Origin of the sequence: Isoptericola halotolerans (assembly GCF_045689585.1) — a bacterium.
Taxonomy (GTDB): Bacteria; Actinomycetota; Actinomycetes; order Actinomycetales; family Cellulomonadaceae; genus Isoptericola; species Isoptericola halotolerans_B.
Genome location: NZ_CP140108.1, coordinates 2,613,727 through 2,634,251 on the forward strand (window position 1 = coordinate 2,613,727; position 20,525 = coordinate 2,634,251).

The window sequence follows — 20,525 nt, forward strand, 5'->3', positions numbered from 1 at the left end:
GACGTCTCACCAGACGGTCACCTGACGCCCTGACCACCTGACGGGTGGGCCGACGACCTCGGCCCGTCTGCGGCGCTGCCGGTCAGTGCCCGACGTCCACGACCATCCGTGTCGGGTCGCTGAGGGTGAGCACCCGGAAGGGGCGCGGTTCACCGTCGACGCCGACGAACGCCGTCGCGGTGCCCTCGAACACGAAGCGGTAGACGACCTCCTCGACGGACTCGCCAGGTCCGGCCACGGGGTCGCCGCCGTACTCCTCGACACCCGAGTCCATCGGCATCGCGGTCCCGGTGATCCCGACCTCCAGGACGGCGTCGCCGTCGACCTCCACCTCGTCGCCGCGGCCGGGTTCGAGCGCCTCCTCGACGTACTCGACCCGCCAGCCGGGGGTCCCGGTGCCCTCGAGGTCGAACACGACCCGGTCGTACTCCTCGTGCAGGCCCACACGGACGTCGGTGACGGTCAGTAGCGCGTCGCCGCTCGGGTCCCCGGTGTCCACGGCCGTCCCGCCCTCGAAGGGAGCCTCCGTCGCGGCGGGGCTCTCCGCGGCCGGGGTGTCCTCCGGTGCGGCGTCCTCCGTCGCGGTGGCGTCCGGCGTCGGGCTGGCCGCCGCCGTGTCGTCGTCCGTCGCCGTCGCCGTCGCCGTCGCCGTCGCCGTCGGCTCGGACGCGCCGCCGCCGTAGCCCGGCAGATCGGCGCCACCCCCGCAGGCGGCGAGCAGCACGACGAGCGCGGCGGCAGACAAGCCACCCGACCTCCGACGGTGCGGTGACGTGCGCACGGTGCCTCCCTGCTCGACGTGGCGTCCTGCCACCGAGCCTAGGCCCGTCGCGGGACGAGGGCGCGGCGGGCGTCGGCGCCCTGCGGGTGCGCCGTCCCTCTCAGCGGGCTCCGTGGTCGAGGGCCCGCGACAGGTCGGCCCACAGGTCCTCGACGTCCTCGACGCCGACGGAGAGCCGGAGGAGGTCCTCGGGGACCGTGGGGGACTCGGTGGTGAAGCGACGCCGACGCTCCAGCGTCGACTCGACCCCGCCCAGCGACGTGGCAGGCACCCACAGGCGGACCGCGTCGACGACGGCGTCGGCCGCCGCGAGCCCGCCGACGGGCCGCAGCCCGACGATCGCACCGAAGGACGTCATCTGTCGCGCGGCCCGTGCATGGCCGGGGTCCGTGGGCAGGGACGGGTGCCGCACCTCGGCCACGCGGGGGTGCTCCGCCAGGCGGCGGGCGAGCTCGGCGGCGTTGGCGTTGGCGCGCTCGACGCGCAGCGGGAGGGTGCGCAGGCCGCGCAGCGCGAGGAACACCTCCATCGGCCCGGCGATCGCGCCGTGCAGGGTGCGGTAGGCCCGCACGCGGGCGGCGACGTCGTCGTCGTCCGTCACGACGGCGCCGAGCACGACGTCGGAGTGGCCCGCGAGGTACTTCGTCACCGAGTGGACGACGACGTCGGCGCCGAGGTCCAGCGGCCGCTGCCCGAGCGGCGTGGCGAAGGTGTTGTCGACCACGGAGAACACTCCGCGCTGCCGGGCGCCGGCGAGGATCGTGGGCAGGTCGGCGACCTCGAGCATGGGATTGGTGGGTGACTCCGCCATGAGCACGTCGGCGCCGTCGAGGGCGGCGAGCACCTGCTCGGTGTCGGCGATGTCGACCCGGCGCACCTCGACGCCGTGCCGCCGGGCCAGGTCGTCGAGGTAGCCGAGCGTGACCTGGTAGGCGTGGCGGGGCACGACGACGACGCCCGCCGGCGGCACGTCGCCGAGCGCCGCAATGATCGCGGCCATCCCGGAACCGAGCACGACACCGTGCGCGCCGCCCTCGAGTGCCGCGAGCGCCGTCTCGAACGGTTCCCACGTCTCGGTACCGCCGCGGGTGTAGAGCAGCTCGTCGCCGGGGACGCCCTGGGAGACGTAGGTCGAGCTGAGGACGACCGGCGGGTTGACGGGGCCGCCCTGCACGCGCGGGGGGCGGCCGGCGGTCACGGCGACGGTGGCCGGGGCCAGGGGGGAGGGGTCGTGCGTCATGGCAGCAGACTACGTCGGTCACCGGGGTCGTGGTGCGTCGTCCTGGATGCTGCGCAGCACGTCGGCGCGGTACTCCTGGCGGTGCAGGCCGGAGGCGCCGGGGGTGTCGTCGACGCGGTCGTGGACGGCGCGGCGCGGGTCGACCAGTCGGCGGAACCCGATCCTCAGGAGCCGTTGGTCGATGCGCCCGACCCCGCCGAGGCTGAGCAGCGCGGCGCCCTGCTCGAACGCGGTGAGCAGGGCGGCGCGGTCGGCGGTGGTGAGCTCGTCGTCGGTGCCGGTGCGTTCCGCGACGGGGTCGTTGAGGCGGATCATCGCCTCCATCTGCGTCGCCATCCGGGACCGCAGCGCGTCGTCGCGGGCCGCGCTGGCGATGAACTCGAGCGTGGCGAGGGCGAAGCCGCGCACCATCTCGTCGAGGGGGGCGTCGTCAGGCGGGACGGCGGGCCGTTCGGTGCAGCCGTCGTCCTCGGCGTGCGACGTGGCCTCGCCGGCCGGCTCGAAGGGGTCCCACCCGCCGGGGGTGGCGATCTCGAGGTTGACGTCGATGACCGCGAGGAAGAGGTCGGCCTTGCTGTCGAAGTTCGAGTAGACCGCGCCCTTGGAGTAGCCGGCCTCGCGGGCGATGACGTCGAGCCGGGCGGCGTGGTAGCCGTCGCGGGCGAAGACGGCGCGCGCGGTCTGCACGAGGGCGTCCCGCGTCTGTCGCTGACGCTCCGCCCTCCTCATCAGCTGGTCGGCCATGGATCTCACCCTAGCTCTCGCCACGACCAGCGGTATGTGGATACTCGGAGTATCCGAATACCAGCAGGTGCGACGGGACTGACCCGGGAGCCCGCCGGGCCGAGCCGTCAGCGAGGCTCGACGAGCCGCGCGAGCAGCTCGGTGAGCAGGCGTTCGGCGACGGGCGCGGGCACCGACTCGAGGGCGGCGAGCAGCGGGGCCATGGCGCCGACGCCCGGCCCGTCGGCACCGATGCGTGAGCCGTCGAGCCCGAGCGTGCCCAGCAGGGCGGCCGCCGTGCCGGAGTCCAGGTCCCCGTCCGGCATCCCCGTCAGGAGGTCGGTGACGTCCGGGCGCGGCGCCCCGCGCACCTCGTCCGCCGCGGCGACGAGGGCGGGCACCAGCTCGCCCAGCACAGACTCCGTCACGGGCGTGACGGTCAGGTGCGTCGTGTGCGGCAACCGGCTGCCGTCCGCCTGGGCGTGCGCGGGCTGGGCCTGCAGCACCCATCCGCGGGCCGTGGCCGCGTCGGCCCACCGGTGCGGGTCCACGCGCCGCCCGGGATCCACCGCGTCGTCGCCCGCCACCGCCAGCAGCGGGCCCACGGGTTCGCCGACCACCCGCAGGCCCTCGATCGCGGCGACGGCGTCGCGCAGAGCCCCGGTCGCCCGGCGGGCGCGCTCGGCGAGCGTCGCGAAGCCGTCCCGCCCCAGCACCTGGGTGATCGCCCACGCGGCGGCGAGCGGCCCGCCGGACCGCGAGCCGAGCAGGCTCGGGTTGACCACCGGGTAGCCGGGCCAGCGGGTGGTGGCGAAGTACTGCCGACGCTGCCGGTCACGGCCACGGTGCAGCAGCACCGAGACCCCCTTGGGGGCGTAGCCGTACTTGTGCAGATCCACGCTCAGGCTCGTCACACCCGGCACCCGCAGGTCCCAGGCGGGCAACCCGGGCCAGAACGGCAACGCCATGCCGCCGATGCAGGCGTCCACGTGCAACGGCACGCCGCGGGCCACGGTGAGCTGCGCGACGTCGGCGACGGGATCGAGCGCGGCGTGCGGGTAGGAGGGGGCCGAGACGACCACCAGGGCGACGTCTCCGGGCTCCGCCAGGCGGGCCGCGACGTCGGCCGCGGCGACCGCCCCGCCCGGGAGCACGGGCACGAGGTCCAGCTCCAGGCCGAAGTAGTGCGCGGCCTTGTGGAACGCGGCGTGCACGGTCACCGGAGCCACCAGGCGGGGCCGGGCAGCGCCCGGCCGTTCCCCGCGGGCCGCCAGCCAGGCGTCCCGCGCCGTCTTCACCGCGAGCAGACAGCTCTCGGTGCCGCCGGAGGTGACGGACCCCACGACCGGTTCGCCGTCGACCTCCTCGACCCCGCCGAGCAGGTCACGTGCGAACGCCACGAGGTCGCGCTCCAGCGCGGCGACCGAGCCGAAAGTCGTCGGGTCCAGGCCGTTGACGGGCTGCATGGCACGGATCGCCGCGGCCGCCACCTCGTCCAGCTCCGGCTCGCCGGAGTCGTAGACGTAGCTGAGCACGTGCCCGCCGTGCGTCGGGGCGTCGCGCTCGCGCAGAGCCGCGAGGCGGTCCAGGACGTCGTCGGGTGATGCGGCGAACCTCATGCGAGCTCCTCGTGCGTGGCCGCGGGTCGCGCGACGTCGACATCGTTCTTGCGCAGGGGGTAGCGGCGCAGGGCGACCAGGCTCAGCGCGACCAGCGCGGCCGGCAGGACCGAGAACGCCAGCACGATCCCGAGCACCGCGCCGTCCGGCTGCACCACGGCGGCCCCCGCTCGCGACTCCACGTAGCCGGTCACCGCCAGGGTCACCGAGAGCACGGTCGCGCCGAGCGCGAAGCCCGTCGTCTCGCCGGCGGTCCACACGCCCGAGAAGGTGCCGGCGCGCCCCGGTCCGCGGGTGCGGGCGTCGTGCGAGACGACGTCGGGCAGCATGGCCAGCGGCAGGGACTGCAGGCCCGCGTACGCCGCCCCGGCCAGACCGACCACGGCGTACACCCATGCCCCGGGGGACCACGCCAGGCCCAGCAGCCCGAGCGCCGCGACCGTGAAGACGGCCGACGCCAGCCGGAAGGCGCGCTCCTTGCCGACCCGGTGGGCGACCGCTCCCCAGACCGGGGCGAACACCACCGCCGGGCCCACGAGGGCCGCGAACAGGAACGTCACGGCGGCCTCGTCGTCGAGCACCCAGCGCGCGACGTACTGCGCACCGGCGAGCATCGTGCCGGTCGCGAGCGCCTGCAGGACGAAGGTGGTCAGCAGCATCCTGAAGGGCACGCTCGTGCGCAGCAGGGTCACGCCGTCGCGATAGGCGGCGCCCACACGCTGCCACGTGCCCGACGGCGGGACGGGCGTGGGTGCGTCGCTCGCGGACGCGTCGCGCGAAGGACGCCCCGGGATGCGTCGCTGGGTGCCGTGCTGCACGCCGGCGGCGACCAGCAGCGAGACGCCGAGCACGAGGCCGGCTACGGCCGCCATCAGCAGGTAGCCCGCGTGCTCGTCGGGGACCACCGAGCGCAGCGCGGGGGCGCCGCCGCCGAACGCCAGGATCGCGACGGTCAGGACCACCACCCGTGCGGTGAGCAGCCGGGTGCGTTCCTCGTAGTCGTCGGTGAGCTCGGCCGGCAGGGCGATGTAGGGGACCTGGAACAGCGAGAACGCGGTCGCCGCGCACAGGAACGCCAGCAGCACCCACGCGGCGCCAGCCCCTGGCCCCCACGAGGCCGGCACGGCGAAGGTCAGCACGAAGAAGACGGGCAGGAGCAGCCCGCCCGCCGCCATGAGCCGGCGCCGCGAGCCGTGGTGCGCCCGGTCACGGTCGCTGACCGCGCCGATCACCGGGTCGATGACCACGTCCCACACCTTGGCGAGCGTCACGATCAGCCCCGCCATGAGGGCCGCCACCCCGAGGGTGTCGGTCAGGTAGTAGACGAGCACCAGCCCCGGCAGGGTCGCGAATCCGCCGGTCCCCACCGACCCGACGGCGTAGCGGGCGACGGTGCCCCGGCTCAGAGTCATGCGGGGATCCTACGAGATGCGTGCGTGATCCCCGGCACCGCTGGCCGGTGCCGGTCAGGGTCTGGCGGCCGCTTCGTCTGCGGCCGCGGTGATGAGGTCCGGCATCGAGGGGCGGCGGAAGCCGAACCACAGCAGGAGCGTGATGATCCAGAACTCTCCGACGGTGGCCGGGACGACGAGCAGCGTGCCGACGACGCCGATGCCGGGGGCGAGGTACGTGGCCAGCGTGCCGACCACGTAGCCGACGCCGCCGACGACGAGGGTCCACCCGAGCGCACGGGGCATGCCGGCCGGGCGAGCGAGCCGGCCCATCGGGATCAACCACAGCCCGAAGAAGATGCCCGCCACGCCCCAGAGGTGGCCGGAGAGGAGATGCATCAGGTGGGCGCCCGCCGTGTCGCCGCCGAGTGCGGCGTCGAGGGCGGTGGCGGAGCCCGCCGCGCTGCTCAGGGCCGCGATCGCGTTGATCGTGCCGAAGACGGTGACGGCGCCGGCGGCGAACGGGTCGATGCGGCCGAGGAGCCGGAAGAACCACAGGGCGGTGAGCGTCTGGAGGATCACGAGGGCGAGCTGGAAGCCGATGCCGGCGCGGGCGAGCGCCTCGTTCTCGACGAGCAGCGTCATCGTCGCGACCGGGTCGTCGGGCTCGAAGAGCATCGGGCGGATCACGACGACCCCGGGGATGCCGGCGATCGCCATGGCGAGATAGAGCAGGCCCGTCGTGCGCGCTGCGGGTCGGGAGACGGACGGGTCCATGGGGTGCCTCTCTGTCGGTCTTACGCCATAAGTCTTACGACGTAAGGGAACCATACGGCGTAAGGTGGTGCCGAAGGAAGAGGGGGACGGATGGCGGCCACGAAGTCGGTCACCCGCGAGCAGGTGCTCGCCGCGGGGCTCGCGCTGGCCGACGCCCAGGGCCTCGGGGCGCTGACCATGCGAGGTGTCGCCGCCGAGCTGGGCATCGAGGCGATGTCGCTGTACCACCACCTGCCGGGCAAGAAGGAGGAGCTCCTCGACGGGCTGCTCGATCTCGTCGCCGAGGAGGTGGCCGGCGCCGCGCGCGAGATGGCCGTCGTCGACCAGGGGTGGCCCACCGAGGTGCGCACCCGGTGCCTCGCGGCGCGCACCGTCATGCTGCGGCACGCGTGGGTGCCAGGGCTGCTCGGGTCGCGCCCGACGATCCGGCCCGGCATCTTCCAGCTCTACGAGGACGTCCTCGTAGCGATGGTCCGCGGCGGCTGCTCGTACCGGCTGGCCCACCGCGCGATGCACGCGCTCGGCAGCATGGTCCTCGGGTTCTCCCAGGAGCTGTTCAGCCCGGGTGGCGCCGGCACGGCCGGCGAGGCCGAGATGGAAGCCATGGCGGCGGCGCTGCCGTACACGGCAGCGATGGTCGCGTCCGAGCTGCACGACGCGGCGGACCCCGTCCTCGGTTGGTGCGACAGCCAGTCGGAGTTCGAGTTCACGCTCGACCTGCTGATCAGCGGCCTCGAACGCGCCAACGCCACCACCTGAGAGTTGTCAGAACCTGGTCGCAGTCGAGGCCGTCCCGGTCCTGACAACTCCCGGTCACCGAGAGTTGTCAGAGCGTGGTGGCGGTCTGCAGCCACCAGGTTCTGACAGCTGCGGAGTGTTGCGCGATCGTCAGTCCTGGACGGGCCCGAGGAGGGACTGGGCCACCTGCGCGTGGGCCGACTCGTCGTCGCTCGGGTGGAAGATCCCCGCCAGGACGTCCCGGTACAGCCGGCCGAGCTCGGAGCGGTTGAAGTAGGTCGACCCGCCGGAGCAACGGATCGCCTCGTCCACCACGGAGCGGGCCGTCTCCGTGGCGCGGACCTTGAGCCCGGACGTCGCGCGGAACCACCCGGCGCCGTGGTCCTCCCGCTCGCCGACCTCCGCGTCGAGCGTCCCGGCGATCTGGTCGATCTGTGGCCAGATGCCGTCCTGGGCGAGGGCCGCGGCGGCGATCCGCCGTCGGATGTCCGGGTCCTGGGAGTACGTCTTGCCGGTCTTCATCGACGTGCGCCGGCCCACCGTCTCGACGGCGATGTCGAGGGCACGGTCCGCGACCCCGGCGTAGACGGAGGCGAGCAGGATCTCGAAGCTGGTGAAGATGCCGAGGACGTAGGGGTCGACGCTCGGCCCCGGCGCGATCCGGCGCATGACGCGGTCGGCCGGGGCGTGGGCGCCGTCGAGCACGGTGGTGCACGACTGCGACGCCCGCATGCCGAGCGTGTCCCAGTCGTCGAGGATCTGGAACCCGCCGCCGTCGCGGGTGATGAACGCGTGCACGATCCGCGGGTCGTCGGGGTCGGTGGTGCTGTCCAGACCCATGACGCCCAGCCGGGTCCAGCCGGGGGAGTTGGACGTGAAGATCTTGCGGCCGTGGAACGTGTAGCCGCCCTCGCCGTCGGGCCGGGCCTCGGTGCGCGAGCCCAGCAGCACCAGGTCGTTGCCCGCCTCGGAGTAGCCGAAGCCGAAGACCTCCCCCGCGGCCGCCTCGGCGAGCAGCCAGTCCAGGGTGGCGTCGCCGCGCTCGTGCAGGTAGCGGCCGACACCGGTCCAGACGTGATGCATGTTGACGGCCAGCGCGGTGGCGGGAGCGGCGCCCGCCAGGCGGGCCTGCTCGTGGCACAGCTCGCGCAGCGTCAGGCCGGCCCCGCCCAGCGACGTCGGGACCAGGGCGGCGAGGTACCCGGCGGCGCGCAGGTCGGCGAGGTCGTCGGTGAAGAACGTGTTCTCCCGGTCGTGGATCGCGGCGCGTCCACGGACGGTGGCCAGCAGGTCGTCGGGCAGGAGTCGACGGTAGGCAGAGGGAGCGGGAACGGCAGGCATGCGTCGATTGAACCACCCGGGGGACGGGAGGGCCGGAGTGCGGCATACCGTCCGGTCGGTCTTGTCGGCTAGGCTGGTGCCCCAGCGCGGTCGACGACGACCGCACCGACGAGAGGAGCCAGCGTTGGTCATCCGCAGCCCCCAGGCAGACGTGGAGATTCCTGACGTCAGCCTGTACGACTTCCTGTTCGCCTCCCTGGAGAACGCGGACCTCGAACGGCCCGCCGTGATCGACGGCCCCAGCGGCGCCGTCACCAGCTACGGATCGCTGCGGGCACAGGTCGACGCGATCGCCGGTGCGGTCGCCGCGCGCGGATACGGCGTGGGCGACGTGGTCGCCCTGCACAGCCCCAACGTCCCCGCCTTCGTCAGCGTCTTCCACGGTCTGCTGCGCGCCGGCGTCACCGTCACCACGATCAACGCGCTCGCCTCCGGCCCGGAGGTGGGCAAGCAGATCGTCGCCTCCGGTGCCAAGGCGATCGTCACGGTCTCGCCGTTGCTCGCGCAGGCCGTCGACGGCGCCCGCGCCGCGGGACTCGGGGACGACGACGTCGTCGTGCTCGACGGTGCCGACGGTCACCCGGGCCTGCGCGACCTCCTCGCCGCCGGCGCACCCGCGCCCGAGGTCTCGTTCGACCCGGCCACCCACCTCGCCGTGCTGCCGTACTCCTCCGGCACCACCGGCCTGCCCAAAGGGGTGATGCTCACGCACCGCAACCTGGTCGCCAACGTGCTGCAGGCCGAGCCGTACATCCCGCTCACCCACGACGACGTGATCCCCGCCGTGCTGCCGTTCTTCCACATCTACGGGGTCACGGCCCTCATGAACGGTGCCCTGTACCAGCGGTCGGCGCTGGTCACCATGCCGCGGTTCGACCTGCCGGAGTACCTCGGCATCATCGAGAAGCACCGGGCCACGGCGCTCTTCGTCGCGCCGCCGATCGCGCTGGCGCTGGCCAAGCACCCGCTCGCGCTGGAGGCCGACCTGTCCAGCGTGCGGTTGCTCAACTCCGGCGCCGCCCCGTTCGACGCCCAGCTCGCCGCCGCCGTCGCGCTGCGGATGCCGGGCGCCCACGTGGGGCAGGGCTACGGCATGAGCGAGCTGTCGCCGATCTCCCACGTCATCCCGACGGGCCGCGCCGACATCTCGCCCGGGTCCATCGGCCTGCTGGTCCCGAACATGCGGGCCATGATCGTGGACCCGGCCACCGGCGAGGAGATCGAGCAGCCGACGCAGGGGACGAGCGCTCCCGGCGAGCTGCTCTGCGCCGGGCCGAACGTCATGGTCGGCTACCTCGGCAACGAGCAGGAGACCCGGGACACGATCACCGCCGACGGGTTCCTGCGCACGGGCGACATCGTCACGGTCGACGCCGACGGCGTCTTCCACGTGGTCGACCGGCTCAAGGAGCTCATCAAGTACAAGGGCTACCAGGTGCCTCCGGCCGAGCTCGAGGCGCTGCTCATCGCCCACCCGCAGATCGCCGACGCAGCCGTGGTGGGGGTACCGGACGGGGCGGGCGAGGAGCTCCCCAAGGCGTTCGTCGTGCTCACCGAGGGCGCCGAGATGTCCGCCGAGGACGTCATGGAGTACGTGGCCGCCGAGGTCGCCCCGTACAAGAAGATCCGCATCGTGGAGTTCACGCACGCGATCCCGAAGTCCGCCGCCGGCAAGATCCTGCGCAAGGACCTCAAGGCCGCGTGAGCGAGCCCGCGCGGGGACGGGAATCAGTGGTCCGAGCAGGGCGGAGGTCCGGTAGGGTCGGGCCGATGTCCGAGACGCAGCCTCCCGTCCCCGCGCGCAAGCCGCGCGTCGCCCTGCTGTTCGGCGGGCGTTCCGGCGAGCACGCCATCTCCGCGGCCACCGCGGCGGGCGTGCTCGGTGCGATCGACCGGGACCGGTACGACGTCGTCCCGGTCGGGATCACCCGTGCCGGTCGCTGGGTGGTCGCCGAGGACCGGGCCGAGCGGTGGCAGATCAGCGACGGCACGCTTCCCGAGGTGACCGCCGACGACGGTGCCGAGGTCGTGCTGTCCCTCACCTCCGGCGAGAGCACGCTGCGCGTGCTGGAACCGGGTCAGGTGCCGAGCCTCCTCGGTGAGGTCGACGTCGTGTTCCCGCTCCTGCACGGGCCGTTCGGCGAGGACGGCACCGTCCAGGGCCTGCTCGAGCTCGCCGACGTGCGCTACGTCGGCGCTGGCGTCCTGGCCTCCGCCGTGGGCATGGACAAGCACTTCATGAAGCTCGTGCTGGCCGGCCACGGGCTGCCCGTCGGCCCCTACGAGGTCGTGACCCCCCGCCAATGGCAGGGGGACCCCGCGGCGTGCATCGCGCGCATCGAACAGCTCGGCATGCCGGTGTTCGTCAAGCCCGCCCGCGCAGGATCGTCCCTGGGCATCACCCGGGTCGACGACCCCGCCGACCTCCCGGCCGCGATCGAGGCGGCCCGTGAGCACGACCCCAAGGTCGTCGTCGAGGCCGGTATCGACGGCCGCGAGATCGAGTGCGCGGTTCTCGGTGGCCGTGGCGGAGCGCCCGCCCGGGCATCGATGCCCGGTGAGATCGTGGTCGACGGCACCCACACGTTCTACGACTTCGAGGCCAAGTACCTCGACGAGGCCCACGTGCAGCTCGACTGCCCCGCGAAGCTCCCGGACGCCGTCGTCGACGAGATCCGCGAGCTCGCCGTGCGCACCTTCGACGCCGTCGAGGCCGAGGGGTTGTCGCGGGTCGACGTCTTCGTCACCCCGGACGACGGGGTCGTCGTCAACGAGATCAACACGATGCCCGGGTTCACGCCGTTCTCCATGTACCCGCGGATGTGGCAGGCCACCGGCATGAGCTACCCCGAGCTGGTGGACGAGCTGATCCAGCTGGCCCTCGAGCGGCCCACCGGATTGCGCTGACCCTGGCGCGCGCCGTGGTGCCCGTGTCGGTGCCGGGTGACACCGTACGGGCATGGACCAGAGAATCAGCCTCGTCACCCTCGTCGTCACCGACCTGACCGAGACCCGGCGCTTCTACCTCGACGGGCTCGGGTGGGAGAGCTTCGTCGACGTCCCCGGCGACGTGCTCATGTTCCAGGTGGGCCCGCACCTCGTGCTCTCCCTGTGGGACGAGGCAGCGGCTCTCGAGGAGATCGGTCCTGTCACCAGGGGAGGGACGCCGCCGGCGCTGCTGGCGCACAACGTCGGTTCGCCCGACGACGTGGACGCGGTGCTGCGGGACGCTCGGCGCGCCGGGGCGCCCACGATCGGCGACGCCGTCCAGCGGGAGTGGGGCGGGTACTCCGGCTACTTCACCGACCCGGACGGATTCCTCTGGGAGGTCGCGTACGCGCCCGGGCCCGTGGGCGACCTCGTCGTGCCCTGAGCGGGGTCAGGTGCACTCCTGGGTGGCGGGCACCAGCTCGACGGCCCGTGTCAGGTCGGCGATGAACGACGTCGAGTGGTCCTGGGTGACCGCGGGCGGCACGGTCACCTCGACGGCGGGCTCACGCCCGTACGTCGTGAACCGCCAGGTGCCGTCGTCCCCGCCGGCCACGATCCAGTCCACGGTGCCGTCGCCCGACTCGATGCGCTGGCAGTCCGCCGAGGGGCCGGGCGGGGCGACCCCGCAGCGCAGCGTCACCGCGGCACCCGGCTCGCCCCACGCGGCGGTCGCCTGGGCGTTCGTGTCAGCCCGTTCCAGATCGCCCGCGACGACGTCCGGCAGCGCGAGCATGACCGGGGCGCAGTCCGGGTCCGTCGCGTCGTCGCCGGCCTCGACACCGATCATCGGGGTGCAGGCGGCCAGCAGGGCGACGGCAGGCAGGCAGAGCACCGTGCGGAGTCGACGAAGGGGCACGGTCCCACGCTACCCGCCCGCCGACGGCGTCCGGCCGGTTAGGGTTCGGTCCGTGACCGACCCCACCCTGCGCGTGCGCGACCTCGACGAGTCCGAGCTCCTGGCCCGCATCTTCCCGCTCCTGCCGACCGGTGCCGGGGTCGACGTCGGGCCCGGTGACGACGCCGCGGTCGTGCGCGCCGACGACGGGCGCGTCGTCGTCTCCACCGACGTGCTCGTCGAGGGGCGGCACTTCCGGCGGGACTGGTCGACGGGATACGACGTCGGGCACCGCGCCGCCGTGCAGAACCTCGCGGACATCGCCGCGATGGGCGCGCGGCCCACCTCCCTGGTGGTCTCCCTCGTCGTGCCGGACGACCTGCCCGTCGACTGGGTCACGGGGTTCGCCCGAGGCCTGGCCGACGCGACGACGCCCGTCGGGGCCGTCGTCGTCGGCGGGGACCTGTCCGGGGGCGACGCGGTCGTCGCGGCGGTGACCGTGCACGGCGACCTGCAGGGCCGTGCTCCGGCCCTGCGCTCCGGGGCGCGGCCGGGCGACGTCGTCGCGCACGCCGGGGTGCTGGGAGCGTCGGCGGCAGGTCTCGACCTGCTCAGGGCGGGAGCGGCCTCGCCCGCCGACGGCGCACCCGGGGCGCCCGGGGCCCTCGCGCCCTACGTCGCCGCCTACCTGCGACCCGAGGCCCCGCTCGCGGCGGGCCCCGCGGCCGCCGAGGCCGGCGCCACCGCCATGCTGGACGTCTCGGACGGGCTCCTGCGGGACGCCGGTCGGCTCGCGAAGGCCAGCGGAGTGACCGTCGACCTGTCCAGCGGGCTGCTGTCCCGCGACGTCACCGCCCTGGTTCCTGCCGCGGTCGAGCTGGCGGTCGTGACAGACGACCCGGCCGGCACGCAGCGGTCGCACGGCTGGGTGCTGTCCGGGGGCGAGGACCACGGACTCCTGGCGACGTTCGACCCTCAGGTCGCCGAGCGGGGCCTGCCCCCGGGATTCCGCCCGATCGGTGAGGTCACGGTGGCAGGGGAGGGCGGCGCGCGCGTGCTGCTGGACGGCGACGAGCCCGACATCCCACCGGGCTGGGACCACTTCCGACCCTGACCCGGTGCTGTGGGTATGAAATATCCCACCGCGGACAGCCCGCGGCGGGATATTTCATACCCACAGCAAGGCGGGGGTCAGCGCTCGGGCTTGCGGTCGCGCTGGCCCCTGTACTCGCGGGCTCGTTCCGGGTCAGCGCTCGGGCGCCCGGCTGAAGCGGACCTCCGTCACCGGGACGTCGTCGTAGTCCTCGATGCGCTCGATACCGTCGGGCTGGAACCCGTGGCGGCGGTAGAAGTGGTGCGCGCGATCGTTCTCGTTCAGCACCCACAGCGTCATGCGGACGGTCGGCGGGACGTCGGCGAGCACGGTGCGCATGAGGTCGCGGGCGACACCGCGGCCCCACGCCTCCGGGTCGAGGTAGATGGCGTAGAGCTCCAGGCAGCCGTCCTCGGCATCCTCGTCGCGGGACGGACCATAGCTCGCAAAACCGAGGGTGCGGCCGTCGGCCTCGGCCACGATCGTCGAGCCGCGTCCGGCCGACAGGATCCGCTCCCACCGCTCGGTCCGTTCGCCCACGTCCAGGGCGTCGAGGTACGAGGCGGGCAGCACGTGGGAGTAGGCGCCACGCCAGGAGGTGACGTGCACGTGCGCGATCGTGGGGGCGTCGTCCGTCGTCGCCGACCGGATCACCACGTCGTTGTCGGTCTCGACCATCATGCTGTCAGCCTGCCACGTCCACGACGGATCGACCAGAGGTATTGGTGAACGCTTCACGAACCCTTTGCTTCGTCCGGATGGCGGGCACGACAAGAAGCCCGCCGGGCGAACCCGACGGGCGTTCGTCGATCGTGCGCCACAAGGCGCAGGATCAGGCCTTGCGCTGGACCTTGCCGGCCTTGAGGCACGAGGTGCACACGTTCACGCGCTTGGGGGTGCCCGCGACGACGGCACGCACCCGCTGGATGTTCGGGTTCCAGCGCCGCTTGGTGCGGATGTGGGAGTGCGAGACGCTGTGCCCGAAGCCCGGGCCCTTGCCGCAGACGTCGCAGTTGGCAGCCACGGTTTCTCCTGAATCGTCGTGCACGTCCCGTGCCACGGCAGCAGGACGTGAGGTTCTTGATGGTCTGGGGGCGCCCGGAACTCCGGGCAACCACACGAGGATAGCCGATGTGCGGGGTCGGCCTCAACAGCGCCGGCGTCGGGTGCGTCACCGCTACGGTGGTGCAGTGGATCAGCCCGAGCTCCTCGACGCCTCCGTCGTCCGCGCGTGGGCCCGTGTCGCCACCGACGCCCTCGCCGCCGCGCGCTCGGAGCTGGACGGTGTCAACGTCTTCCCCGTGGCCGACGGCGACACCGGCACCAACATGTACCTCACCGTGCGGGAGGCGGGCGCCGCGATCCACGACGCCGACGCCGGCGCGGGTGGGGCACGCCTGCTGCGGCTGGGTGCCCGGGCGGCGCTGCTCCAGGCACGCGGCAACTCGGGGGTGATCCTCAGCGAGTGGCTGCGGGGTCTCGCCCTCGCGGCCAGCCGTCGCGACAGCCTCGCGGTCGGGCTCGACGTCGCCGCGCGGTCGGCGCGCCAGGCGGTCGCGCACCCGGCGGCGGGAACCATCCTCACGGCAGCGGACTCCGCCGCGGCCGCGGCCCGGCACGCGGAGGCCGGGGGCATGGTCGGCCCCCTCGGCGCTCCCGCGCGGCTCACGGTCCTCGAGGCCGCCCGCCGAGGTGCCCGCGAAGCAGCGCTGCGCAGCGTCGGCACGCTCGCGCCGTTGCGGGCCGCCGGTGTGCTCGACGCCGGGGCCTGCGGGCTGCTGCTCGTGCTCACGTCGCTCGCCGCGGCCCAGCGGCACGCGACCAGCGCGCCCGTGTCGGAGGCGGACGGCACGATCGGCCCCGTGCTGCTCGACCTCGACCTGCGCGGCTACACGCCGGCCGCCGACACCGCCGACGGCTCCCCGGACGGCGCCTCCGCCGGCCGGTGGACCGGCGCACCCTCGCACGACCACGAGCACACCGGTGGCCCGAGCGACGAGCTGGAGCTCATGTTCGTGCTGCACCGCGCGGCCGACGCCGCGGGGTTCCGGCCGGGCGCGGTGGCCGACGCCCTGCGGGCCGATCTCGACGAGGTGGGCAACTCCGTCGTCGTGGTCGGTGGTGGTGCGGGGGACGCGACGGGGGAGGACGTGGAGTCGCTGTGGCAGGCGCACGTGCACACCCAGGACCTCGACGCGGCCCTCGAGGTGACGCGGCGGTGGTCCGGCCGCGGCGCGGTCTCGCGCGTCCACGTGCGCCACCTGGCGGTGCCGCCGGCGGACTGGGCCGTGGTGGCCTCGACGTCAGCCCCGGCGCTCGCGGTCGAGCTCGCGTCCGGCGGGGCGGTCGTCCTGCTCGACCTGGACGTCCCACCCACCGTGGAGGACCTGGCCCACAGCGCGCTGGGCGCGGGCACGCCCCATGTGCTCGTCCTGGCCCCGTCCTCCGTGCTCGACGGGACGGGCCTGCGCGACGTGATCGCCGGGCTCGCCGGACGCGACGGCCTGGCCGAGGACGCCGTCGAGCCCCCTGACGTCGTCGTCGTCCCCGCGCAGGAGGACGTGCACCTGGTCACGGCGGTCTCGGCGCTCGCGGGCGCGGTGGACGCGGCCGGCCCGGCGGGGGCCGACGTCCCCGGGGTCGTCCGCGAGGCGCTCACCAGGCTGCGCGCGGCCCGTGTGCCGGCCGGGGAGGCGGTCGGCGAGCTCGGCCGCCTGACCACAGACCTCGCCGGCACCCCGGGGATCGTCGCCCTGCTGCCGGACCTGGACGTGCCGGCCGACGCCGTGGACGCGCTCGTGGCGCAGGCGACGACCGTCGCCGCCGGTGCCGACGTCGTCGTCCTGCCCACCGGCCGGGTCGGCGGACAGGTGGGCATCGGCGTCGAACCGCTGGACGATCCCGGCGACGAGACGGCGATCGGGGCGCTCAGCGGAGAAGCGTGGTGACCGCCCGGCTGGCCGAGCCGCTCGCCACCACGCTCGGCAAGCGTGCCGCAGGGCCCCTCGCGAAGCTGGGCCTGGAGACTGTCGACGACCTCCTGCGGCACTACCCGCGACGCTACGGCGACCCGGGTCGCCTGACCGACATGGACCGCCTGCAGCTCGGCGAGCACGTGACCGTCATGGCGCGTGTCGCCCGGGCCACGGTGCGCCCGATGCGCAGCCGCGGCGGGGCGCTGCTGCAAGCCACGGTCACCGACGGTCGTCACGAGCTGAGCCTGACGTTCTTCGCCAAGCGGGCCGGAGCCCTGCGCCCCCACGAGGACAAGCTCCGTCCCGGCCGCTCCGGACTCTTCACGGGGGTCGTCTCGGAGTACCGGGGCACCCGTCAGCTCACGCACCCGGACTACGTGCTGGTGGGGGTCGACGCCGACGACGACGAGGAGGCGATGGTCGAGGCGTCACGACCCATCCCGATCTACCCGGCGTCGGCCTCGGTGCCGACCTGGCGCATCCAGCGCGCCGTGCGCACCGTCCTGGACCCGCTGACCGAGGACGACGTGGTCGACCCGCTCCCGGTCGAGGTCCGTGCCCGACTCGGGCTGCCCACCCGGCTGGACGCACTGCGTGCCGTGCACGTGCCGGACTCCGCCGAGCACTGGCAGCGGGGCCGCCGCCGGCTGCGGCTCGAGGAGGCCTTCGTCCTCCAGGTCGCCCTCGCGCAACGCCGTGCCCGGACCGCGTCCGAGGAGGCCACGGCGCGTCTGCCGCGGCAAGCCGGCGCCGGCGGGGTGCTGGAGGACTTCGACGCCGCGCTGCCGTTCACCCTGACCGAGGGGCAGCGACGCGTCGGTGAGCAGATCGCCGACGAGCTCGCCCGCCCCCGGCCGATGCAACGGCTGCTGCAGGGGGAGGTCGGGTCCGGCAAGACGGTGGTCGCCCTGCGCGCCATGCTCCAGGTGGTCGACGCCGGTGGGCAGGCCGCGCTGCTCGCCCCGACCGAGGTGCTGGCGGCCCAGCACGCTCGCACGTTGCGCACCATGCTCGGCCCGCTGGCCGAGGGCGGGCTCCTCGGCGGGGCCGCGAACGGCACGCGGGTGGCCCTGCTCACCGGTTCCCTGGGGGCGGCCGCCCGCAAGGAGGCCCTCCTGCAGGCCGCCGGCGGCGAGGCGGGCATCGTCGTCGGCACCCACGCGCTGCTCGGCGACCAGGTCCAGTTCGCCGACCTCGGCCTCGTCGTGGTCGACGAGCAGCACCGGTTCGGGGTCGAGCAGCGCGACGCCCTGCGGGCCAAGGGGCGCGTCGCCCCGCACCTGCTGGTCATGACCGCCACCCCGATCCCGCGCACGGTGGCGATGACCGTGTTCGGCGACCTGGAGACGTCGACGCTCACCGAGCTGCCGTCGGGTCGCGCGGGCATCACCTCCCACGTCGTCCCCGCCGCCAACCCGCGGTGGAACGAGCGCATGTGGGAGAAGGTCCGCGAGGAGGTGGACGCCGGCCGCCGGGCCTACGTCGTATGTCCCCGGATCCATCCGGACGACGCACCCGCGGGCGGTGCGAGCACGCCGGGAGCGCCCGAGCCCGACGAGATCGCCGACCTCCTCGAGCCCGCCGAGGCGGTTTCGGACGGGCCGCCCCTGCGGGCCGTGCTCGAGGTCGCGGACATGCTGCGTTCGACGCCGCGGCTCGACGGCGTCGAGGTCGGCGTGCTGCACGGCCAGCTCCCGCCGGCCGAGAAGGACGTCGCCATGGCACGGTTCGCCTCGGGCGAGGCGCCGGTGCTCGTGTCGACCACGGTGGTCGAGGTCGGCGTGGACGTCCCGGAGGCCACCGTCATGGTCGTGTTCGACGCCGACCGGTTCGGGATCTCCCAGCTCCACCAGCTGCGAGGACGCATCGGCCGTGGTGGCGACCCGGGTCTGTGCCTCCTGGTGTCGAACGCCCAGCCCGGCACGCCCGCGGCCGCGCGGGTGGAGGCGCTCGCGGGCACCACCGACGGCTTCGAGCTGGCGACGCTCGACCTCGAGCTGCGGTCGGAGGGCGACGTGCTGGGCGCCGCCCAGTCCGGCCGGTCGAGCTCGCTGCGGCTGCTGCGCGTGGTCAAGGACGCCGACCTCATCGCCGAGGCGCGGACCGAGGCCACCGCGATCGTCGCCGGCGACCCCGAGCTGGCCGCGCACCCGGAGCTCGCCGAGGCCATCGCCGCGCAGCTCGACGCCGAGCAGGAGGAGTTCCTCGAGCGGGCCTGAGCGTGGCGGCGGGCCGCCGTCGGGGGCGCTGGCTACGGTCGGGGCGTGAACACCGTCGCGTCGCCCGGCCCTCGGCCTCGGCGCCGACCGCCCGCGCCCCGAGGTCAGGGTCCTCGACGGCAAGGACCGAGACGACAGGACCAGCGACCCGACCGTGCCCGCCCGGGGGAGCGGCCCGGGAGCCCCGAGCCGCCCGGCCGACCGGGCCGCCAGGGCCAGGTGGCCCTGGCTGCGGCGGCACTGGCCACCGGGTGGCTCCTCGTCCTGCACCACCTCCTCCCGGACATCGCGGGCCTCGGCAGCCTGGTCGAGACCTTCCTGCCCTGGAGCGGTCTGGTGCTGCTGGCGCTCGGTGTCGTCGCGGTGCTGCGGCGTGCCGCTGGTGGGGCGCTCGCCGTCCTCTTCTCCGCCGGGGCGTGGCTGTGGCTCTTCTGGCCGTTGCCGGCCCCCGCCTCGGCGCCGGGGCCGGACCTCGTCGTGGTCCAGCACAACGTGGCCGACACCAACAGCGATCCCGGGCGGACGGCAGCCGTGCTGCTCGAGGCGGAACCCGACGTCGTGACGCTGGTCGAGGTCACCACGCCGCTCGACCGGGAGCTCACGCAGGCCCTCGGCGCGGCGCTGCCCTACCGGGAGGTCCGCGGGACCGTCGGCGTGTGGTCCCGCTACCCGCTGCTCGGGCCCGAACCCGTGGACCTGCGCCCGCCGGGCACCAACGCCTCGTGGGAGCGCGGGATGCGCGTCGTCGTGGACGTCCCCGGTGGGACCGACCCGCGGGTGTACGCCGTGCACGCCCCCTCGGTGCGGCTCGGTCCCGGCGGGTTGAGGTCGCAGGCCCGGGACCACTCCCTCGGCCTCCTGGGCGAGGTGCTCGCCGACGACGACGCGAGCGTCGTCGTCGTCGGCGGAGATCTCAACGCGACCCTCGACGACCGGGCGCTCGGACCGGTGCTGGCGCACGTGTCGACGCCACGCGTGGTGCTCGGGGCCACGTTCCCGGCGCCGCTGCCCGTCGTGCGCATCGACCACGTGCTGGCCCGGGGCGCCGACGTCACGCGGGTCGCCACCCTGGGACGCACGGGCAGCGACCACCTGCCCGTCGTCGCGGACGTCCGCCTGCCACCGGGCTGAGCGACGGCGGCTACGCTCGACGCCATGACCAGGATCGTCGCCGGGACCGTCGGCGGGCGCACCCTCGTGGTGCCGCCGTCAGGCACCCGACCCACCAGCGAACGTGTCCGCGAAGCCCTGTTCTCCCGGCTGGAGCACGACGGCGTGATCGACGGCGGACGCGTGCTCGACCTGTTCGCCGGCTCCGGGGCGCTCGGCATCGAGGCCGCCAGCCGTGGCGCGGCGGCCGTCACGCTCGTGGAGTCGGCGCGGAAGGCGGCCGACATCGCCCGGCGCAACGTGGCGACGCTCGGTCTGGAGGGCACGGTGCGCGTCCTCGCGGAGCCGGCCGAGCGGTACGTGGCCCGCCTCGCGGCGGACGGGACGCCCGGGGGAGAGGCGCTCGACCTGGTCCTCGTCGACCCGCCGTACGACCTGCCGGCGACGGCGTTGGCGGACCTGCTCGCGAACCTGGCAGAGCCCGGGGTCCTCGCCGCGGACGCCGTCGTGGTCGTCGAACGAGCGCGACGCAGCGGCGCCCCGGACTGGCCCGACGGCCTCGACCCGGTCACGACGAAGACCTACGGCGACACCGCCGTGCACTACGCGGAGCCCTCCGACCACGACGGCCCTGACGGCCCTGACGGCCAGTTCTGACGGCTCCGGCCGACCGCGGGCAGTCCACATCTCCC

The 20,525-nt window shown here is 74.3% G+C and carries 19 protein-coding genes; 9 read left to right on the top strand and 10 right to left on the bottom strand.

What is annotated here, in order from left to right:
• Positions 1-82: 82 nt before the first annotated feature.
• The 6 genes from UQW22_RS12130 to UQW22_RS12155 all read right to left on the bottom strand — a co-directional run bounded on the left by UQW22_RS12130 (position 83) and on the right by UQW22_RS12155 (position 6,531).
• Positions 83-745 (bottom strand): hypothetical protein, encoded by a 663-nt coding sequence (locus UQW22_RS12130; RefSeq protein WP_407317221.1) that lies wholly within the window; start codon positions 743-745, stop codon positions 83-85.
• A gap of 136 nt (positions 746-881) precedes the next feature.
• On the bottom strand, positions 882-2,021 hold the full coding sequence (locus tag UQW22_RS12135) for a trans-sulfuration enzyme family protein (RefSeq protein ID WP_407317222.1): 1,140 nt from the start codon (positions 2,019-2,021) through the stop codon (positions 882-884).
• Between the two features lie 18 nt (positions 2,022-2,039).
• Positions 2,040-2,765, bottom strand: a complete 726-nt coding sequence (locus tag UQW22_RS12140) for a TetR family transcriptional regulator (protein WP_407317223.1) — start codon at positions 2,763-2,765, stop codon at positions 2,040-2,042.
• 107 nt (positions 2,766-2,872) lie between these two features.
• Positions 2,873-4,363 (bottom strand): pyridoxal phosphate-dependent decarboxylase family protein, encoded by a 1,491-nt coding sequence (locus tag UQW22_RS12145; protein ID WP_407317225.1) that lies wholly within the window; start codon positions 4,361-4,363, stop codon positions 2,873-2,875.
• Entirely contained in the window at positions 4,360-5,775 is a 1,416-nt protein-coding gene (locus UQW22_RS12150; protein WP_407317227.1) for an MFS transporter, read from the bottom strand. The genes UQW22_RS12145 and UQW22_RS12150 overlap by 4 nt, the downstream gene beginning before the upstream one ends.
• A 54-nt stretch (positions 5,776-5,829) precedes the next feature.
• The gene (locus tag UQW22_RS12155) at positions 5,830-6,531 is read right to left on the bottom strand and encodes a DUF4386 domain-containing protein (protein WP_407317228.1); all 702 of its coding nucleotides are present in this window, start codon (positions 6,529-6,531) and stop codon (positions 5,830-5,832) included.
• Positions 6,532-6,621: 90 nt separating this feature from the next.
• On the opposite strand from UQW22_RS12155, the gene UQW22_RS12160 reads away from it, so the two are divergent.
• Positions 6,622-7,290, top strand: a complete 669-nt coding sequence (locus tag UQW22_RS12160; RefSeq protein WP_407317230.1) for a TetR/AcrR family transcriptional regulator C-terminal domain-containing protein — start codon at positions 6,622-6,624, stop codon at positions 7,288-7,290.
• A gap of 129 nt (positions 7,291-7,419) precedes the next feature.
• Here the strand turns inward: UQW22_RS12160 and UQW22_RS12165 are convergent, their stop codons facing one another.
• Entirely contained in the window at positions 7,420-8,610 is a 1,191-nt protein-coding gene (locus UQW22_RS12165; RefSeq protein WP_407317231.1) for an acyl-CoA dehydrogenase family protein, read from the bottom strand.
• A gap of 151 nt (positions 8,611-8,761) precedes the next feature.
• Between UQW22_RS12165 and UQW22_RS12170 the strand changes: the two genes are divergently transcribed.
• The 3 genes from UQW22_RS12170 to UQW22_RS12180 all read left to right on the top strand — a co-directional run bounded on the left by UQW22_RS12170 (position 8,762) and on the right by UQW22_RS12180 (position 11,983).
• Positions 8,762-10,315, top strand: coding sequence for an AMP-binding protein (locus tag UQW22_RS12170; protein ID WP_407317233.1), 1,554 nt, complete (start codon positions 8,762-8,764; stop codon positions 10,313-10,315).
• Between the two features lie 65 nt (positions 10,316-10,380).
• Positions 10,381-11,517 carry a D-alanine--D-alanine ligase family protein gene (locus UQW22_RS12175; RefSeq protein ID WP_407317234.1) on the top strand — a complete coding sequence of 379 codons (1,137 nt, stop codon included), beginning with the start codon at positions 10,381-10,383 and terminating at the stop codon, positions 11,515-11,517.
• Between the two features lie 52 nt (positions 11,518-11,569).
• On the top strand, positions 11,570-11,983 hold the full coding sequence (locus tag UQW22_RS12180) for a VOC family protein (RefSeq protein WP_407317235.1): 414 nt from the start codon (positions 11,570-11,572) through the stop codon (positions 11,981-11,983).
• A 6-nt stretch (positions 11,984-11,989) separates the two neighbouring features.
• Here the strand turns inward: UQW22_RS12180 and UQW22_RS12185 are convergent, their stop codons facing one another.
• A complete protein-coding gene (locus UQW22_RS12185) occupies positions 11,990-12,457 on the bottom strand; it encodes a DUF3515 family protein (RefSeq protein WP_407317237.1) in 468 nt (155 codons plus the stop codon).
• Positions 12,458-12,509: 52 nt separating this feature from the next.
• Between UQW22_RS12185 and UQW22_RS12190 the strand changes: the two genes are divergently transcribed.
• Positions 12,510-13,550, top strand: coding sequence for a thiamine-phosphate kinase (locus UQW22_RS12190; RefSeq protein ID WP_407317238.1), 1,041 nt, complete (start codon positions 12,510-12,512; stop codon positions 13,548-13,550).
• Between the two features lie 132 nt (positions 13,551-13,682).
• Here UQW22_RS12190 and UQW22_RS12195 read toward each other — a convergent pair whose 3' ends face one another.
• Together UQW22_RS12195 and rpmB are read right to left on the bottom strand one after the other, a co-directional pair.
• A complete protein-coding gene (locus UQW22_RS12195; protein ID WP_407317239.1) occupies positions 13,683-14,210 on the bottom strand; it encodes a GNAT family N-acetyltransferase in 528 nt (175 codons plus the stop codon).
• A gap of 151 nt (positions 14,211-14,361) precedes the next feature.
• Positions 14,362-14,553: a 50S ribosomal protein L28 gene (gene rpmB / locus UQW22_RS12200; protein ID WP_407317240.1), complete on the bottom strand. Its 192-nt coding sequence runs from the start codon at positions 14,551-14,553 to the stop codon at positions 14,362-14,364.
• A 166-nt stretch (positions 14,554-14,719) separates the two neighbouring features.
• Here rpmB and UQW22_RS12205 point away from each other — a divergent pair, with 166 nt between their 5' ends.
• The 4 genes from UQW22_RS12205 to rsmD all read left to right on the top strand — a co-directional run bounded on the left by UQW22_RS12205 (position 14,720) and on the right by rsmD (position 20,490).
• Positions 14,720-16,477 carry a DAK2 domain-containing protein gene (locus UQW22_RS12205; RefSeq protein ID WP_407317241.1) on the top strand — a complete coding sequence of 586 codons (1,758 nt, stop codon included), beginning with the start codon at positions 14,720-14,722 and terminating at the stop codon, positions 16,475-16,477.
• The gene (locus UQW22_RS12210) at positions 16,474-18,723 is read left to right on the top strand and encodes an ATP-dependent DNA helicase RecG (protein WP_407317243.1); all 2,250 of its coding nucleotides are present in this window, start codon (positions 16,474-16,476) and stop codon (positions 18,721-18,723) included. Before UQW22_RS12205 ends, UQW22_RS12210 begins: the two co-directional genes overlap by 4 nt.
• Positions 18,724-18,942: 219 nt before the next feature.
• On the top strand, positions 18,943-19,854 hold the full coding sequence (locus UQW22_RS12215; RefSeq protein ID WP_407317244.1) for an endonuclease/exonuclease/phosphatase family protein: 912 nt from the start codon (positions 18,943-18,945) through the stop codon (positions 19,852-19,854).
• Positions 19,855-19,878: 24 nt separating this feature from the next.
• A complete protein-coding gene (rsmD, locus tag UQW22_RS12220; protein WP_407317245.1) occupies positions 19,879-20,490 on the top strand; it encodes a 16S rRNA (guanine(966)-N(2))-methyltransferase RsmD in 612 nt (203 codons plus the stop codon).
• Positions 20,491-20,525 lie beyond the last annotated feature (35 nt).

What these genes read in the sequence shown, in the direction of transcription:
- UQW22_RS12135 (WP_407317222.1), bottom strand. Translation starts at nt 2,021, where the DNA reads ATGACGCACGACCCCTCCCCCCTGGCCCCGGCCACCGTCGCCGTGACC.
- UQW22_RS12140 (WP_407317223.1), bottom strand. Translation starts at nt 2,765, where the DNA reads ATGGCCGACCAGCTGATGAGGAGGGCGGAGCGTCAGCGACAGACGCGG.
- UQW22_RS12145 (WP_407317225.1), bottom strand. Translation starts at nt 4,363, where the DNA reads ATGAGGTTCGCCGCATCACCCGACGACGTCCTGGACCGCCTCGCGGCT.
- UQW22_RS12150 (WP_407317227.1), bottom strand. Translation starts at nt 5,775, where the DNA reads ATGACTCTGAGCCGGGGCACCGTCGCCCGCTACGCCGTCGGGTCGGTG.
- UQW22_RS12155 (WP_407317228.1), bottom strand. Translation starts at nt 6,531, where the DNA reads ATGGACCCGTCCGTCTCCCGACCCGCAGCGCGCACGACGGGCCTGCTC.
- UQW22_RS12160 (WP_407317230.1), top strand. Translation starts at nt 6,622, where the DNA reads ATGGCGGCCACGAAGTCGGTCACCCGCGAGCAGGTGCTCGCCGCGGGG.
- UQW22_RS12165 (WP_407317231.1), bottom strand. Translation starts at nt 8,610, where the DNA reads ATGCCTGCCGTTCCCGCTCCCTCTGCCTACCGTCGACTCCTGCCCGAC.
- UQW22_RS12175 (WP_407317234.1), top strand. Translation starts at nt 10,381, where the DNA reads ATGTCCGAGACGCAGCCTCCCGTCCCCGCGCGCAAGCCGCGCGTCGCC.
- UQW22_RS12180 (WP_407317235.1), top strand. Translation starts at nt 11,570, where the DNA reads ATGGACCAGAGAATCAGCCTCGTCACCCTCGTCGTCACCGACCTGACC.
- UQW22_RS12195 (WP_407317239.1), bottom strand. Translation starts at nt 14,210, where the DNA reads ATGATGGTCGAGACCGACAACGACGTGGTGATCCGGTCGGCGACGACG.
- rsmD (WP_407317245.1), top strand. Translation starts at nt 19,879, where the DNA reads ATGACCAGGATCGTCGCCGGGACCGTCGGCGGGCGCACCCTCGTGGTG.